Below are 14,108 nucleotides of genomic sequence, written 5' to 3' on the forward strand. Positions count from 1 at the left end.
GCGCATTCGAAGAGCGAGGTCGCCGAAGGCTTCAATCTGGCGAAAGCCGAAGCCAAGGCGTCGTTCGGCGACGACCGCGTCTTCGTCGAAAAATTCATCGTCGATCCCCGCCACATCGAGATCCAGGTGCTGGGCGACAAGCANGGCAATGTCATCNATCTCGGCGAGCGCGAATGCTCGATCCAGCGCCGCAACCAGAAGGTCATCGAGGAGGCGCCGTCGCCGCTGCTCGACGAGACCACCCGCCGCAAGATGGGCGAGCAGGCGGTCGCGCTGGCGAAGGCCGTGAACTATGATTCCGCCGGCACCGTCGAATTCGTCGCCGGACAGGACAAGAGCTTCTACTTCCTGGAGATGAACACCCGCCTCCAGGTCGAGCATCCCGTCACCGAGCTCGTCACCGGCATCGATCTCGTCGAGCAGATGATCCGCGTGGCCGCCGGCGAAAAGCTCACCATTGCGCAGAAGGACGTTACGCTCACGGGATGGGCGGTGGAGTCGCGTCTCTATGCCGAAGATCCCTTCCGCAACTTCCTGCCCTCGATCGGACGCCTCGTGAAGTACCGCCCACCAGCGGAGCTAAGCAAGGACGGCATCACCGTGCGCAACGACACCGGCGTGCAGGAGGGCGGCGAGATCTCGATCCACTACGATCCGATGATCGCCAAGCTCGTCACACATGCGCCCTCGCGCGCCGCGGCCATCGAGGCGCAGGCGACCGCACTCGATGCGTTCTATGTCGACGGCATCCGTCACAATATTCCGTTCCTGTCCGCGCTGATGAACCATCCGCGCTGGCGCGAAGGACGGCTCTCGACCGGCTTCATCGCCGAGGAGTTTCCGAAGGGCTTTTCGGCGCGCGTGGCTGAAGGCGAGGTCGCGCGGCGGATCGCGGCCGTCGGCGCCGCCATCGACCACGTGCTCGGCGAGCGCAAGCGGCAGATCTCCGGCCAGCTCGGCGGCCGCGTCGTGCAGCGCGAGCGCCGCCGCGCGGTGTGGCTCGACCGCGAGGAGATCGCACTCGAGATCGCGCGCGAAGGCGAGGCGATCGCGGTGCGTTTCCTCGATGCCGAGGGCAAGGCAGGCAATGCCCACCTCCTGGAATCGCCGTGGAAGCCGGGCGTACCGGTCTGGCAGGGCACCATCGACGGCCACTTCATCGCGGTGCAGGTGAGGCCGATCCCGAACGGCATGCGGCTCGCCCATCAGGGCGTCGAGGTTCCCGTCTATGTCTGGACCGAGACGGAAGCGACTTCCGCGCGGCTGATGCCCGTGACCGCGGCCTCCGACACCGGCAAGAAGCTGCTCTGTCCGATGCCCGGGCTCGTCGTCTCCATCGCCGTCGCCGAAGGGCAGGAGGTCAAGGCTGGCGAGACGCTTGCGGTCGTCGAAGCCATGAAGATGCAGAACGTGCTGCGCGCCGAGCGCGACGGCACCGTGAAGAAGATCCACGCCAGCGCCGGCGCCACGCTCGCGGTAGACGCGCTGATCCTGGAGTTTGCGTGAGGTGTGAGTCGGTCTCCGCAGGACCCACAAACACCGTCATTGCGAGGAGCGAAGCGACGAAACAATCCAGACTCCTCCGCGGAAAGATCCTGGATTGCTTCGCTGCGCTCGCAATGACGGAGTATGCTGGAGCGGCTTCGAAAGACAGGGAACACCATGGCCTTCCGTCAACGCCGCGAAAGATTGCGATCGATCCTCGCCGGGCTGGGCTGCGTCCGTCCCGGCTCGGTCTATGACGCGATCTCGATCCGCATTGCCAAAGATCTCGGTTTTCCGCTCGGCATGTTCGGCGGCTCGGTGGCCTCGCTCGCCGTGCTCGGCGATCCCGACATCGCGCTGATTACGCTCACGGAACTTGCCGAGCAGATGCGGCGCATGTCGCGGGCATCCGCGCTGCCGGTGCTGGTCGACGCCGATCACGGCTATGGCAACGCGCTCAACGTCCGCCGCACGGTGCAGGAGCTGGAGGCCGCGGGCGCCGCCGGCCTCACCATCGAGGACACGCTGCTGCCGCAGGCCTTTGGCGAGCCGAAGACACAGCTCATCTCGCTGGAGGAGGGCATCGGCAAGATGAAGGCAGCGCTCGACGGCCGCAGCGATCCCTCGCTCGTCATCATGGGCCGCACCGGCGCCGCCGCGATCACGTCGATCGAGGACACCATCAGGCGCGCCCAAGCCTATGAGGCAACCGGCGTCGATGCCTTGTTCTTCACCGGCATCAAGACGCGCACCGAGCTCGAGGCGATCGCAGCGGCAACGCGTCTACCGATCGTGCTGGGCGGTGCGCCCGATGAGCTGAACGCCCTCGACTATCTCGCTGGCCAGCGCGTGCGCATCGCGCTGCAGGGCCACGCACCGATCGCTGCGGCAACTCAGGCCGTCTACGACACGCTAAAGGCGCTGCGCGAAGGGACGCCGCCGAAGAATCTCAGCGGTCTCGCATCGTCGGAGCTGACCAGCCGCATCATGCGCGAGGCCTACGTGAAAGCGCGTACTGCCGATTTCCTGGGGTTGAAGAGATGAGCCGCGCCATCCTCCAGGTCATGATCCGCGGCCGTGTGCAGGGCGTTGGCTATCGCGCCTGGGTCGAATACCAGGCGAGCGCGAGCGGGCTCGAAGGCTGGGTGCGCAACCGGCGCGACGGCAGCGTTGAAGCGCTGTTTGCGGGGCCTCCGACCCGCGTCGCCGAAATGGTGGCACTGTGCCGGCATGGCCCACCGTCCTCGCGCGTCGATAATGTCACCAGCGAAACCGCAGGCGATGACGATCTGAACCTGCGGCGGGCAGGCGAGGCGTTCTCGGTGCTGCCGACGGTGTAGATTCACCGCGGCAGCTTGGCGATGGCGTCGCTGAGCTCGTGGATCTCGTAGGGCTTGCGCAGGATCGGGAAGTCGCCGCGCACGTCGGCCGCGGCGTCGCTGTAGCCGGTCGCGAGCAGGATCGGCAGGCCGGGGCGGATCTGGCGCAGGCGATGGGCGAGGGTGAGCCCGTCCATCTTGCCGGGCATCACGATGTCGGAGAATACGAAGTCGACGCCGTCATGCTCGATCTCGCGTAGCGCCTCCTCGGCGTCCGCCACGCGGCGCACCTGATAGCCAAGTTGCTCCAGGAGCCCGATGCTGACCAGCGCGACGTCCGGATTATCCTCGACCAGCAGCACGGTTCCGCTGCCGCGCGAGGGCGCGGCGGCCGCTTCGCGTTGTGGTTCGCTCGTCTCGCGCGGCAGGAGAATGGTGAATATCGTGCCCTTGCCGAGTTCGCTGTCCACCTTCACGGTGCCGCCGGCCTGATGCGCGAAGCCGTGCACCTGGGACAGGCCGAGCCCGGTGCCCTTGCCGACCGGCTTAGTCGTGAAGAACGGCTCGAAGATCTTGTCGAGCACGTCGGAGGGGATACCGAGACCAGTGTCGGCAACGCTGATGGCCACGAACTCGCCGGCGTGAAGGGGGTCGGACAGCGCCACATTGCGGGCACCGATCGTCACGGTGCCGCCGTCGGGCATCGCGTCGCGCGCATTGATCACCAGGTTGAGCAGCGCCGTCTCGAGTTCGGACACGTCGGTTCTGATCGGCCATATCTCGCGGTCGATGTCGAAGGCGAGCCGCACGGGGCTGCCGACGCCGGCATGGAGGACCTCACGGATCGCTTTGATCCGCTCACCGAAATGGATCGCCTGGGGATTGACGCTCTGCCGCCGCGCAAAGGTCAGGAGCTGGGCCGTCAGTGCGGCGCCGCGCTTCGTAGCCGTATCGATTGCGGAAATCGCGCGCTCCAGCTTGGCGTCCTGCTCGGCGCCCCGCTTGAGAACGTGAAGGCTGCCGCTGATGATCATCAACAGATTGTTGAAGTCGTGCGCGACGCCGCCGGTGAGCTGGCCGAGCGCGTCGAACTTCTGGGACTCCGCCAGTTGCTTCTGCATCGCCTCGAGCTTGAGCTCGGCGTTGCGGCGTTCGGTGATGTCGCGGGTAATCTTGGCAAAGCCGATGAGAGCGCCGTTCTCGTAGATCGGATCGATCACGACGCTCGCCCAGAAGAACGTCCCGTCCTTGCGGACGCGCCAGCCTTCTTCCTCGTAGCGGCCTTGTTCCCGCGCGATTCTGAGCGCGCGCGCGGGCTTGCCGTTGGCTCGGTCGATTTCGGTATAGAAGCGCGAGAAATGCTGGCCGACGATCTCCTCGGGCGAATAGCCCTTGATGCGCTGACCTCCGATGTTCCAGCTGGTGATGATGCCGGTGGGATCGAGCATATAGAGGGCGTAGTCCGCAACTCCCTCAACCAACAGCCTGAAACTGCGTTCGCTATCGAACAAGTCTCTCTGTTGTCTATACTTTTGCGCCATTCTGGACCCCGCCTCGACGGGGACAAACGTCTTCGTGGCGGTCTTTGTTCCGCGCGCCTGAGCTCTTTTTAGGCAAATGTCGGGAACAGTATGCAAGGCAGAGGCCTCGCGTAACGCTTGACAGGAAATCGATACCGTCAGATATTTCTGTTATGACAGAAACAACCGGTAAGAAGAAACTGCCCGCCGCCGTAGAGCGCTTTATCCTGCACTGGGGCGACATGGGAGACGAGTGGGGCGTCAACCGCTCGGTCAGCCAGATCCATGGGCTCCTCTATCTGGCGGAAGCGCCGATGACGGCGGAGGACATCGCCGAGACGCTCGGCATGGCGCGGTCCAACGTCTCCAACTCGATCAAGGAGCTTCTGGCCTGGAATTTGATCCGGCGCGTGCCGATCCTTGGCGACCGCCGCGATCATTTCGAGGCCGAGACCGACATCTGGGAGGTGGCGGCGCGAATCGCGGCGCGGCGCAAGGAGCGGGAGATCGATCCCGCGATCGTGGCCCTGCGGGCCTGCGTCTCCGATGCCACCGATGATCCGACGATCAGCCCGGTCGCAGCCAAGCGGCTGAAGGAGATGCTCGCCTTCACCGAGCTCACGGATCGCTGGTTCATGCAGATGCTGAGAGTGCCGCGGCCGAAGCTGATCGCGCTGATGAAGCTCGGCGAGAAGATCGCCAACCTGCTGCCGCTGGGCAAAGCCAAATAGCTGGGGGGAGGGGTGAGATGACGTCGGCAAGATTACCAGGCTCTCACGCATCCTCCCCCGCTCACACCAGATTCCTCGATGATCGCCGCTTCCGCGCGCTGTTGTCGGCTGAGGATTGGGGGCGCCTGCCGCTTGCGACCTGGCGGCGGTTTTCCAAGCGGGTCGCTGTCGGCGACAGCGTCGTCTATGTCGGCGTGGTCAACGAGGTCGGCTTCAGCGAGCTTGGCTGGTGGTTCGCGCAGGCCGCGCGCCTGATCGGCGGCCCGTTGCCGACCGGACGCGACACCGGCGTGCCGATGATCGTCACGGTCACCGAGGATGGGAGGAGCGGCGGCCAGACCTGGACGCGCATCTGCGCGCGGAAGCGGGGCTTTCCGCAAGTAATCCATTCGGCCAAACGCTTCGCCGGACCGACCGGGCTCGAAGAATATGTCGGCTTCGGCGTCTCGATGGCGCTCCGTATCGCGGTGGAAGGCCAGGCGCTGACCTTTCGCAGCGCCGGTTATGGCCTTCAGCTGGGACGTCTCTGGATTCCCCTGCCGCAATGGCTCACGCCGGGCGACCTCACGGTGACCCACCGCGATCTCGGCGAGGGCTCTTTCCGTTTCACCCTCGACGTCACTCACCCGCGTTACGGCGCGCTGATCCACCAGTCCGCCGTATTCAGGGAGGCCGTATCATGACCCCGCTGTTGTGGACCCTCATCGCTATCCAGATCGTGATGGGGGTGTTCGACACCTTCTATCACCATGAATTCACCGAGCGCCTGGCCTGGCGGCCGTCGCAGCGTTTCGAGCTGAAGCTCCACGCGGTGCGCAACATGCTCTATGCGCTTCTGTTCCTGGTGCTCGGGTGGCTCGAGGTTCACGGGCTGCTTGCCGTCCTCATCTTCGCGATGCTGGTCGCCGAGATCGTCATCACGCTGATGGATTTCGTCGAGGAGGATCTGAGCCGCAAGCTGCCGCCGAGCGAGCGCATCAACCACACACTGCTTGCCATCAACTACGGCGCCATTCTGGTGCTGCTGCTGCCGGTCCTGATAGGCTGGGCCATGCAGCCGCTCGGCGTGACGATCGCTTATCACGGCCTGCTCAGCATTGCCGCGACCGCTTGCGCGGTTGGCGCGGCATTGTGCGGCCTGCGCGACTTTGCTGTGACGCGGCGGCTCGCCCGCATGACCAGCACGCCCGCCTGCGGCCTGGTCGACAAGCTGACCAGTCGCCAGACCATTCTGATTACGGGTGCCACCGGGTTCATCGGCAACAGGCTCGCGGCCAGCCTTGTCGCGGCGGGGCACCATGTCATCGCACTCATCCGAGACCCCGCAAAGGCGGGGATGCTACCGCCGCCGGTGACCTTGATCACGGGCCTCGATCAGCTAGCTTCCGACATGCCGATCGACACCATCGTCAATCTCGCGGGCGAGCCGATTGGCAACGGCCTGTGGACCGAGGAAAAGCGTGCAGAGATCCTCAATTCGCGGACGCATGTCACCGGCGAGGTCGTGAAGCTCATTGCGCGGCTTGAGCGCAAGCCGGCCGTGCTGGTCAGTGGCTCCGCGATCGGCTGGTACGGACTGTGGGCCGACCAGGTGCTGACGGAATCAGCGAAGTCGCATGCCTGCTTCAGCCATGCGCTGTGCGATGCCTGGGAGAAGGCGGCGCGGCCGGCGGAGCAGCTTGGCGTCCGCGTGGTCTACTTGCGGATCGGCCTCGTGCTTGGCACCGAGGGCGGCTTCATCACGCGCATGCTGACGCCGTTCGAGTTCGGCCTCGGCGGTCCGCTCGGCACCGGCCGACAGTGGATGTCCTGGATCGAGCGCGACGATCTCATCCGCCTGATCGCCTATGTCATTGCGATACCCGATCTCGCCGGCCCCATCAACGCGACCGCGCCGATCCCCGTCACCAACGCGAAATTCACCGACGAGCTTGCTCGCCGCCTGCATCGGCCAGCGGTATTCCGCATTCCCGGCCGCCTCTTGCGGCGGATCGGCGGCGGCTTTGCCGACGAGCTTCTGCTCGGCGGCCAGCGCGTGCTGCCGAACAAGGCCCTGAGCCGGGGTTTTGTCTTCAAGCACGAAACGCTGCGCAGCGCGTTCGAGGCGATTTTGTGAGGTGGTGGGATGTCCGGCACCTTTGCGCGCACTTTCAAAGGTTGGCTCGCTGGCTGCATCGTCGCAAGCATCGTCATCGAGCCCGTCATATTGGTCATCACGTCTCCATCCTCGCCGGAGACTGCTGGTAGGCTGGCAACTGCTCTCGTTGTCGCCACGTGGACCTTGCCGCTCGTGCTCATCGTCACCTGCATTCTGACGGGCATTCCCGCTGCCATCACGGTTTGGCTGAGCGAGCGACACCGGATACGGTCATTGCCCTTCTTCGCTTGCGTCGGCGGTGGGCTCGGGACCTTGAGCCATGCCATCCTCTTCCAGGGCTTCGGATGGTTCAGCGGGTTCTTCATCGGCGCAGGATGTTTGGCTGGACTCGTCTATTGGTTCGTCGCTGGAAAGCGCGCGGGCGGCGAGAGCAAGCCGGCTTTCTGAGCTACGCGTCGGCGACGCTGCGGAATGTCGCCGCGAGCGTTCGTAGCGCCGCGAGCTTGGCAGGATCGCTGACCTTCGAATGCAGCATCACTTTCGATGTTCCGAGCTTCGGCAGCTTGTGTGTCGGCCCAATATCAACCAATCCCGGTGGCGCAATGCGGCGGGCGAGGGGCGCCACCGCAAGACCGGCAAGGGCTGCAGCCGCAACTGCCCTGACACCGCCGCCGACGAAGCTCTCAGTCCAGGCGATGCCGGCCTTGTCGAGTGCGCGCAGCGCGATGGCGCGGACGCCGCAGGGCGGCGCCAGGGTTGCGAGCGGCAGGGCTTCGCCCTTCGGCACGGTAAAGCGTCTTGACGCGAACCAGCCGAACTCGTCCTCGACGAGTTTCTCACCGCCGCGCCGGCTGCCTTCCTGACGCACGATCACCGCATCGAGCTGGCCCTTGTCGTAGGCCTCCAGCATCTCGCGCGAGAAGCCGATGGTGACTGATAGGGCCATCTGCGTGGTCATGGCATGCAGCCGCTCGAGCAGCGGCACCAGCTCGGGGCCCGCGGCATGGTCGGAGATGCCAAGCGACAACAATTGCGCGGTCGGCGTCTCGCCCGATAGCGCGCGATCATGCGCGTCCATCAAGGCACGCGCCCGCGGCAGGAACATCACGCCGTCGGCCGTCAGCCTGACCGCGCGCGGCGAGCGCTCGACGAGGCGCTTTCCGAGCAGCGTTTCGAGCCGCTGGAGTTTCAAACTGACCGCCGCCTGCGTGGTACCAAGCGCTTCGGCGGCGCGCGTAAAACTCTGCAGGTCGGAGACCAGCAGGAAGGCCTGCACCGTGGCGATGTCGAGGGTGGTTTTCATTATGGATTGTTATCATTGATATCACTTTAGATAAGATACCAAAATGGCGCGGTCGGGTCTAGTTTTCCTTGGACGCCGCACAGCAGCTGCGCGCCCTTCAAGGAAAGAACCACAATGCCCCTGATCACCGTGTCCTATTCGACCTCCCGCCAGTCGCCCGCGCTCAAGGCCGACATCGCGAGCGCTGTGTCCGAGCTGACCGCCAAAATCCTGCACAAGGATCCCAAGGTCACCGCCATCATCGTGAAATCGGTCGACGCGAGTGACTGGTTCGCGGGCGGCAAATCGCTCGCCGAGCAGAAGCTCGCCAGCTACTGGATCGACATCCACGTCTCCGAGGGCACCAATACCAAGGACGAGAAGGCCGCCTATCTCGCCGCGATGTTCAAGCGCATGGGCGAAGTTCTCGGGCCCCTGCATCACGAGACGTACTTGCATGTCGACGAGGTGAGGGGCGATGCCTACGGCTTCGGCGGCCTCACCCAGGAGCGCCGCTACATCGCAGGCCAACTCGATGTCGCGCCGCAGAAGGCGGCGTGACGGTCAGGTCGCGGGCGAGCAATCACCCGCGACCCGGACCTGGTGCAGGGGATCGTCAGCTCGCCGCCCGGAACCGAACTTCGCCGTTGTTCAGGAAGCATGTCGTGTCGAAGAGCTTCAAATCCAGCGGATTTGGCAGCCTGACATCCCTGAGGTCGGGGCAGGGTCTGGTCGACAGATCGTATGACCGATCAATCTGTGAGATGAAGATGATGATCAGTCCCTTGTCGCGTGCAAATGATCTCAGCGTGCGCACCTGAATCGTCAGCTCGGGGTGTTCACGTTTCTGATCGAGCAGTTGCAAATAGTCGATCACCACCAAAGTCCCGCGGGGCGCGGCAGCCATCCGCTTCACAATGTAGTCGGCGCTGATGGCGTCAGAGCAATCGAGTTCGAACAAGCGATCGAATTGCGCAGGCTCCACGCCGATCGCCCGGAAACAGCCAAGGACATCCCGCTCGGTGTATTCGAGCGAGAAGAACGCCCCCCGACTGCCGGATTTCATGGCCTCAACGGCAAGTTCGAGGCTCAGCAGCGTCTTGCCATGGCCCGGTCGGGCTCCGACCAGCACCAGATCACCCGGCCGAAATCTGGCGAGCAGTTTGTTGGCCGGCGTCGCCGCGGCGGCTTTCGCCACGAGCAAGCTCCAGGCGCTGAAGCCTTCGCTCGCGGCGACGCGGTCAAGCGCCTCGTGGAGCGGAATGCCTTCTTCGCGGGATAAACTCTTCGCAGTACGCTTCAAACGATAGATGGGCGCAGACAACTTCATCGATCAAACCTCCCATTGCGAGCATGATCGCAACCCCTCCTGATGCATGGTGCTCGAACAGTCGGCCCAATGATCTATTCGCCCGGCATGATCTGTACTTTCCCGACGGAGGGGGGAGGCGTGGGCGACACCGGAATCAAGCATAACCGAGTCCCCGCCTGCGGAGAACTCGCGCGCAGCTACACCGTCGCTTGCATGAGCCGTGCCTTGACGGGGCCGAACAGCTCCTCAAACGCCTGCCGGAGTGCGACATCGACGTCGGCCATCGTCACGAGGTGGCCAAGGTCGATCAGAGAGGTGACGCCGTAGCGGGGATCGGTGACGCCGCAGGGCACGATCCCCAAAAAATGCGACAGGTCCGGCTCGACATTGATGGCGATGCCGTGGAACGATACCCAGCGCTTCAGCCGCACGCCGATCGCGGCGATCTTGTCCTCATGGCCCGGCCCCTTGTCCGGCCGCTTCACCCAGACGCCGACCCGGTCCTCGCGTCGCTCGCCGCGGACGTTGAAGGCGTCGAGCGTGCGCAAGATCCATTCCTCCAGGCTCGCGACATAGGCCCGCACGTCGGGCCGGCGGCGCTTGAGGTCGAGCATCACATAGGCAACCCGTTGGCCGGGCCCGTGATAGGTCAGCTGCCCGCCGCGCCCCGAGGCAAAGGTCGGGAATCGGGCATCGAGCAGGTCGGAGGCCTTGGCGGAGGTGCCGGAGGTATAAAGCGGGGGATGCTCGAGGAGCCAGACCAGCTCCGGCGCTTCGCCCGCGGCAATCGCGGCCACCCGTGCCTCCATGGCGGCCACGGCCTCGGGATAGGGGACCGGGGCATCTGCGATCCGCCACTCAACGGGCTCCCCGCCGGGGGCGGAAAACGGCGTCAAATCGAGGTCTTGGCGCTGATTTTCGGGGCTATTAACCATTGGCTAACCATAACGTGGTGATCATCACAGGCGCAAATGCAAGAGTCTCCAGTTGCGGCGGTGCTGACGTGCCCACTCTCGACAAAGTAACCGTGGATCTCATGGTCGTCCTCGGGACGACCACCATGCCGATCCATCAGGTATTACGTCTTTCCCGTGGCGCCATCATCGAACTAGACGCAACCGAGGCCGACGAGGTCAAGGTTTTGGCCAATAACCTGCCCGTCGCCTCCGGCGTCGTGCTGGTCGACCGCAACCGGATCGCGGTCGAGGTCAAGCAGATGCTGCCGCGCTCGCCCGGGACCCGGTAACGGCGGGAGCGGGGGCGAAACTTTCCTCAGAAGCTTGTGGAATTTGCGGCCTCAGCAGGCTTGTCCCCCCCTGATGGATTTGTTAGATCGGCGCCGGTTGATCCGGCCGGCGCAAGCCCAAGCCGGCTTCTTAAAGCGCTCGTGGCGGAACTGGTAGACGCGCTGCCTTGAGGTGGCAGTGGGTAACACCGTGGGGGTTCGAGTCCCTCCGAGCGCACCACCCCCGCTTTTGGCGTTGAAATCTCGCGATTTTTTCCGCTTGGTACGCTCAAAAGTTACTGTGCTCGTTTTCTGGCATCAGCAAATCGGCGATGTCTGCGTCTGATCGTAGGCGATCAGTTCGTCCATGCCGTCGAATCCAAGCCGCTCGCAGGAATTCAGAGGACTGGGCTGGGCAGCGGGTGCCCGGCGAAATGCGCGGCGAGATTGTCTCGCATCAACTGGCCCATGGCCTTGCGGGTCTCGACCGTCCCGGAGGCGTGATGAGGTTGCAGGAGGATGTTGGGTAGGCTGAGGAACTTGGGATTCAGGTTCGGTTCACCGTCGAAGACATCGAGCGCTGCCGCCCCAAGCTTGCCATTGGCAAGCGCCTCGATGAGCGCCTCCTCGTCGATATTGGAGGCACGCGAGACGTTGACAAGGAGCCCGTCAGGCCCGAGCGCCTCGAGAACCGAACGCCCGACGATGTGCCGCGTTGTGGCGGAGGCAGCGAGCGTGACGAACAGGACGTCTGAACGCTCGGCGAGCGCGACCGGATCGGGAACGAAGGTCCAATCCTTGCCGTAAGGCTTCGGCTCGATGTCGCTATAGGCGACATCCATGTCGAAGCCGGTCAGCCGACGTGCCACTTCAAATCCGATGCGCCCGAGTCCGAGCACACCAGCGCGCTTGCCCCAGGCCCGTGTCCTCAGGGGATAGAGTCCCTTGGCGGCCCAGGAACCATCGCGCACCCAGCGTTCGGCGCCGTTCACGCCTCGCCATTGCGCGAGCATCATTGCAATCGCGAGATCAGCCACATCCTTCCTCAGCACGTCGGGGGTGTTGGTCACGCGGATCCCGCGCGCCCGGCAGCTATCAAGATGCACCGCATCGAAGCCCACACCGTAGACTGAGACGATCTCGAGCTTTGGGCAGGCCGCGATGAGCTCGGCGCTCGCGCCGAGCTCGCCGCGCGTGGCGATGGCTCGCGTGCGCGCTCCAACCTCGGCGAGGAGGGCAGGCTTGTTACTGGTCTCGAAATAGCGGTGCATGACGTAAGCGGCGTCGAGAGGGACCTGATCCCACTCCGGATATGGGCCGATCTGCAGGACTTCAGGCTTCGACATGGGGTGAGCGCTCCTCTCGGTCATGGTCTTGACGAAATGTTATCGATAACATAGTCAGGCGCAGGGGTAATTGTCGAGATGCAACAAGAAGGGGAGATGGAATGGCGCTCAGCTTGTTCGATCTGACAGGGCGCCGCGCCCTCGTGACCGGGTCTTCTCAAGGCATTGGCCTCGCGCTTGTGCGCGGCCTCTCCGAGGCCGGTGCGGAGGTCGTGCTCAATGGCCGCGACGAGACCAAACTCGCGGCCGCGGCCAGTACCGTTGTGGGATCGCGAACACTCGCCTTCGATGTGGCCGACCATGCCGCGGCACGTACCGCCATCGACCGCTTCGAATCCGAAATCGGACCTATCGACATTCTCGTCAACAACGCGGGTATGCAGCACCGCGCGCCGCTCGAGGATTTCCCCGCGGATGCGTTTCAGCGCCTCCTGCAAACCAACATCGCCTCGGTCTTCAATGTCGGCCAAGCCTGTGCGCGCCACATGATTGGGCGGCGCGCCGGCAAGATCATCAATATCGCCTCGGTGCAGACGGCGCTCGCGCGCCCGTCCATTGCTCCCTATACGGCGACAAAGGGAGCAGTCGGAAACCTGACCAAGGGCATGGCGACGGACTGGGCGAAACACGGGCTGCAGGTCAACGCGATCGCGCCCGGCTATTTCGATACGCCGCTAAATGCCGCACTCGTCTCGGATCCTGCTTTTTCGGCCTGGCTCGAAAAGCGTACGCCGGCGGGCCGCTGGGGCAAAGTGGAGGAACTGATCGGCGCCTGTATTTTCCTTGCCTCAGCCGCTTCTTCCTTCGTCAACGGGCACGTGCTCTATGTCGACGGCGGCATCACGGCCTCGCTCTGAGGCGGTTGCCTAACCCATCCAACGGACCACCGCGGAGATGTTGAAATGTCCCGTTCAGTCGCATTGATCGGCGCCGGCGCCATGGGCGGCGCGATTGGAACTCGACTTGCTGAACGCGACACCCGCCTCCTGGTGTTCGACCTCGATCCCAAAAAGGTCGCTGCCCTCGTCGAAAAAGGGGCGACAGCGGTCAGCTCCGCTGCGAAAGCAGCGGCCGAGGCCGATGCAGTGATCCTCAGCCTCAACTCGCCAAAGATCGTGCGAGCCGCTGTCTTCGGACCGGCGGGCGTGGCTGAGGGAGCGCGGAAAGGCACGCTCGTCATCGACATGTCCTCGATCGATCCGGAAGCCACGCGCGCGCTGGCCGCAGACGCGGCCGCGGCCGGTCTGCGCTGGGTCGACAGTCCACTGTCGGGCGGTGCCCCGAAGGCGCTGATCGGTCAGTTGACGTGCATGGCCGGTGGCGAAGCCGCCGACGTCGCCGAAGCGCGGACGGTGTTGGCTGAAGTCGCCTCGAATTTCACGCATATGGGTCCGAGCGGCGCCGGCCAGACCACGAAACTGATCAACCAAGTGCTCTGCGGTCTCAATTTCCTCGCCGTCGCCGAGGCGACAGCGCTGGCGGAGGCCGCCGGTGTCGCGGCCGCGAAAATCCCCGAGGCGTTGCGCGGCGGGCGGGCCGACAGTGCCATCCTGCAGGAATACATGCCGCGCTTCGCATCGCGCGATTATCGTCCGACGGGCCGCATCGACAATATGGTCAAGGATCTGAGCGGCGCGCAAGATCTTGCCAGACAGACGGGTATCGCCATGCCGATGACCGTTGTCTGCGCCGAGATACATCGCCTTCTGACGGCGGTGGGGCTCGGCGCGATGGATCAGGCCGCGCTCATGGAATTCTGGGCCCGGCGAACGCCGCCCGCGTGACAAAGA

16 protein-coding genes and 1 tRNA gene are annotated in these 14,108 nt (G+C 64.4%); 12 read left to right on the forward strand and 5 right to left on the reverse strand.

Features of this window, described 5'->3' with window-relative positions; genetic code table 11:
- The 3 genes from YUU_RS0132715 to YUU_RS0132725 form a co-directional block, all read left to right on the forward strand.
- Nucleotides 1–1,506, forward strand: a 1,506-nt coding sequence (locus tag YUU_RS0132715) for a biotin/lipoyl-containing protein (RefSeq protein WP_027526132.1), incomplete at its 5' end; no start/stop codon positions are given.
- 156 nt (nt 1,507–1,662) lie between these two features.
- Entirely contained in the window at nt 1,663–2,529 is an 867-nt protein-coding gene (locus tag YUU_RS0132720; RefSeq protein ID WP_027526133.1) for an oxaloacetate decarboxylase, read from the forward strand.
- A complete protein-coding gene (locus YUU_RS0132725; protein WP_027526134.1) occupies nt 2,526–2,825 on the forward strand; it encodes an acylphosphatase in 300 nt (99 codons plus the stop codon). Before YUU_RS0132720 ends, YUU_RS0132725 begins: the two co-directional genes overlap by 4 nt.
- A gap of 2 nt (nt 2,826–2,827) precedes the next feature.
- On the opposite strand, the gene YUU_RS0132730 is transcribed toward YUU_RS0132725, so the two are convergent.
- Nucleotides 2,828–4,345 carry a PAS domain-containing sensor histidine kinase gene (locus YUU_RS0132730; protein WP_027526135.1) on the reverse strand — a complete coding sequence of 506 codons (1,518 nt, stop codon included), beginning with the start codon at nt 4,343–4,345 and terminating at the stop codon, nt 2,828–2,830.
- Between the two features lie 152 nt (nt 4,346–4,497).
- Between YUU_RS0132730 and YUU_RS0132735 the strand changes: the two genes are divergently transcribed.
- Genes YUU_RS0132735 through YUU_RS0132750 form a run of 4 tightly spaced genes read left to right on the forward strand, consistent with a single transcriptional unit; the run spans nt 4,498 to nt 7,600 of the window.
- Nucleotides 4,498–5,055 (forward strand): GbsR/MarR family transcriptional regulator, encoded by a 558-nt coding sequence (locus tag YUU_RS0132735; protein WP_027526136.1) that lies wholly within the window; start codon nt 4,498–4,500, stop codon nt 5,053–5,055.
- Between the two features lie 17 nt (nt 5,056–5,072).
- Nucleotides 5,073–5,738: a DUF4166 domain-containing protein gene (locus YUU_RS0132740; RefSeq protein WP_027526137.1), complete on the forward strand. Its 666-nt coding sequence runs from the start codon at nt 5,073–5,075 to the stop codon at nt 5,736–5,738.
- Nucleotides 5,735–7,171, forward strand: coding sequence for a TIGR01777 family oxidoreductase (locus YUU_RS0132745; protein ID WP_027526138.1), 1,437 nt, complete (start codon nt 5,735–5,737; stop codon nt 7,169–7,171). The genes YUU_RS0132740 and YUU_RS0132745 overlap by 4 nt, the downstream gene beginning before the upstream one ends.
- 9 nt (nt 7,172–7,180) lie before the next feature.
- Nucleotides 7,181–7,600 (forward strand): hypothetical protein, encoded by a 420-nt coding sequence (locus YUU_RS0132750; RefSeq protein ID WP_027526139.1) that lies wholly within the window; start codon nt 7,181–7,183, stop codon nt 7,598–7,600.
- 1 nt (nt 7,601) lies between these two features.
- On the opposite strand, the gene YUU_RS0132755 is transcribed toward YUU_RS0132750, so the two are convergent.
- Nucleotides 7,602–8,456, reverse strand: coding sequence for a LysR family transcriptional regulator (locus YUU_RS0132755; protein ID WP_027526140.1), 855 nt, complete (start codon nt 8,454–8,456; stop codon nt 7,602–7,604).
- A gap of 114 nt (nt 8,457–8,570) precedes the next feature.
- Here YUU_RS0132755 and YUU_RS0132760 point away from each other — a divergent pair, with 114 nt between their 5' ends.
- Nucleotides 8,571–8,996: a 4-oxalocrotonate tautomerase family protein gene (locus YUU_RS0132760; RefSeq protein ID WP_027526141.1), complete on the forward strand. Its 426-nt coding sequence runs from the start codon at nt 8,571–8,573 to the stop codon at nt 8,994–8,996.
- A gap of 55 nt (nt 8,997–9,051) precedes the next feature.
- On the opposite strand, the gene YUU_RS0132765 is transcribed toward YUU_RS0132760, so the two are convergent.
- Nucleotides 9,052–9,765 (reverse strand): DNA helicase, encoded by a 714-nt coding sequence (locus YUU_RS0132765; RefSeq protein WP_027526142.1) that lies wholly within the window; start codon nt 9,763–9,765, stop codon nt 9,052–9,054.
- Nucleotides 9,766–9,944: 179 nt separating this feature from the next.
- Complete coding sequence (lipB, locus tag YUU_RS0132770) at nt 9,945–10,682, reverse strand: lipoyl(octanoyl) transferase LipB (RefSeq protein WP_027526143.1); 738 nt, start codon at nt 10,680–10,682, stop codon at nt 9,945–9,947.
- A gap of 68 nt (nt 10,683–10,750) precedes the next feature.
- Here lipB and YUU_RS0132775 point away from each other — a divergent pair, with 68 nt between their 5' ends.
- The gene (locus tag YUU_RS0132775; protein WP_018647371.1) at nt 10,751–10,993 is read left to right on the forward strand and encodes a FliM/FliN family flagellar motor switch protein; all 243 of its coding nucleotides are present in this window, start codon (nt 10,751–10,753) and stop codon (nt 10,991–10,993) included.
- A gap of 135 nt (nt 10,994–11,128) precedes the next feature.
- Nucleotides 11,129–11,213, forward strand: a tRNA-Leu gene (locus YUU_RS0132780).
- A gap of 157 nt (nt 11,214–11,370) precedes the next feature.
- Here the strand turns inward: YUU_RS0132780 and YUU_RS0132785 are convergent.
- The gene (locus YUU_RS0132785) at nt 11,371–12,318 is read right to left on the reverse strand and encodes a 2-hydroxyacid dehydrogenase (RefSeq protein ID WP_027526144.1); all 948 of its coding nucleotides are present in this window, start codon (nt 12,316–12,318) and stop codon (nt 11,371–11,373) included.
- A 101-nt stretch (nt 12,319–12,419) separates the two neighbouring features.
- Here YUU_RS0132785 and YUU_RS0132790 point away from each other — a divergent pair, with 101 nt between their 5' ends.
- Together YUU_RS0132790 and YUU_RS0132795 are read left to right on the forward strand one after the other, a co-directional pair.
- The gene (locus YUU_RS0132790; protein ID WP_027526145.1) at nt 12,420–13,175 is read left to right on the forward strand and encodes an SDR family oxidoreductase; all 756 of its coding nucleotides are present in this window, start codon (nt 12,420–12,422) and stop codon (nt 13,173–13,175) included.
- A gap of 45 nt (nt 13,176–13,220) precedes the next feature.
- Nucleotides 13,221–14,102 (forward strand): NAD(P)-dependent oxidoreductase, encoded by an 882-nt coding sequence (locus tag YUU_RS0132795; RefSeq protein ID WP_027526146.1) that lies wholly within the window; start codon nt 13,221–13,223, stop codon nt 14,100–14,102.
- The last annotated feature ends 6 nt before the right edge of the window (nt 14,103–14,108 follow it).

The sequence above is a fragment of the Bradyrhizobium sp. Ec3.3 genome, from assembly GCF_000472925.1.
In the GTDB taxonomy this organism is placed as follows: Bacteria; Pseudomonadota; Alphaproteobacteria; order Rhizobiales; family Xanthobacteraceae; genus Bradyrhizobium.

What these genes read in the sequence shown, in the direction of transcription:
- YUU_RS0132745 (WP_027526138.1), top strand. Translation starts at nt 5,735, where the DNA reads ATGACCCCGCTGTTGTGGACCCTCATCGCTATCCAGATCGTGATGGGG.
- lipB (WP_027526143.1), bottom strand. Translation starts at nt 10,682, where the DNA reads ATGGTTAATAGCCCCGAAAATCAGCGCCAAGACCTCGATTTGACGCCG.
- YUU_RS0132740 (WP_027526137.1), top strand. Translation starts at nt 5,073, where the DNA reads ATGACGTCGGCAAGATTACCAGGCTCTCACGCATCCTCCCCCGCTCAC.
- YUU_RS0132730 (WP_027526135.1), bottom strand. Translation starts at nt 4,345, where the DNA reads ATGGCGCAAAAGTATAGACAACAGAGAGACTTGTTCGATAGCGAACGC.
- YUU_RS0132790 (WP_027526145.1), top strand. Translation starts at nt 12,420, where the DNA reads ATGGCGCTCAGCTTGTTCGATCTGACAGGGCGCCGCGCCCTCGTGACC.
- YUU_RS0132750 (WP_027526139.1), top strand. Translation starts at nt 7,181, where the DNA reads ATGTCCGGCACCTTTGCGCGCACTTTCAAAGGTTGGCTCGCTGGCTGC.
- YUU_RS0132735 (WP_027526136.1), top strand. Translation starts at nt 4,498, where the DNA reads ATGACAGAAACAACCGGTAAGAAGAAACTGCCCGCCGCCGTAGAGCGC.
- YUU_RS0132725 (WP_027526134.1), top strand. Translation starts at nt 2,526, where the DNA reads ATGAGCCGCGCCATCCTCCAGGTCATGATCCGCGGCCGTGTGCAGGGC.
- YUU_RS0132795 (WP_027526146.1), top strand. Translation starts at nt 13,221, where the DNA reads ATGTCCCGTTCAGTCGCATTGATCGGCGCCGGCGCCATGGGCGGCGCG.
- YUU_RS0132760 (WP_027526141.1), top strand. Translation starts at nt 8,571, where the DNA reads ATGCCCCTGATCACCGTGTCCTATTCGACCTCCCGCCAGTCGCCCGCG.
- YUU_RS0132755 (WP_027526140.1), bottom strand. Translation starts at nt 8,456, where the DNA reads ATGAAAACCACCCTCGACATCGCCACGGTGCAGGCCTTCCTGCTGGTC.
- YUU_RS0132765 (WP_027526142.1), bottom strand. Translation starts at nt 9,765, where the DNA reads ATGAAGTTGTCTGCGCCCATCTATCGTTTGAAGCGTACTGCGAAGAGT.
- YUU_RS0132785 (WP_027526144.1), bottom strand. Translation starts at nt 12,318, where the DNA reads ATGTCGAAGCCTGAAGTCCTGCAGATCGGCCCATATCCGGAGTGGGAT.
- YUU_RS0132720 (WP_027526133.1), top strand. Translation starts at nt 1,663, where the DNA reads ATGGCCTTCCGTCAACGCCGCGAAAGATTGCGATCGATCCTCGCCGGG.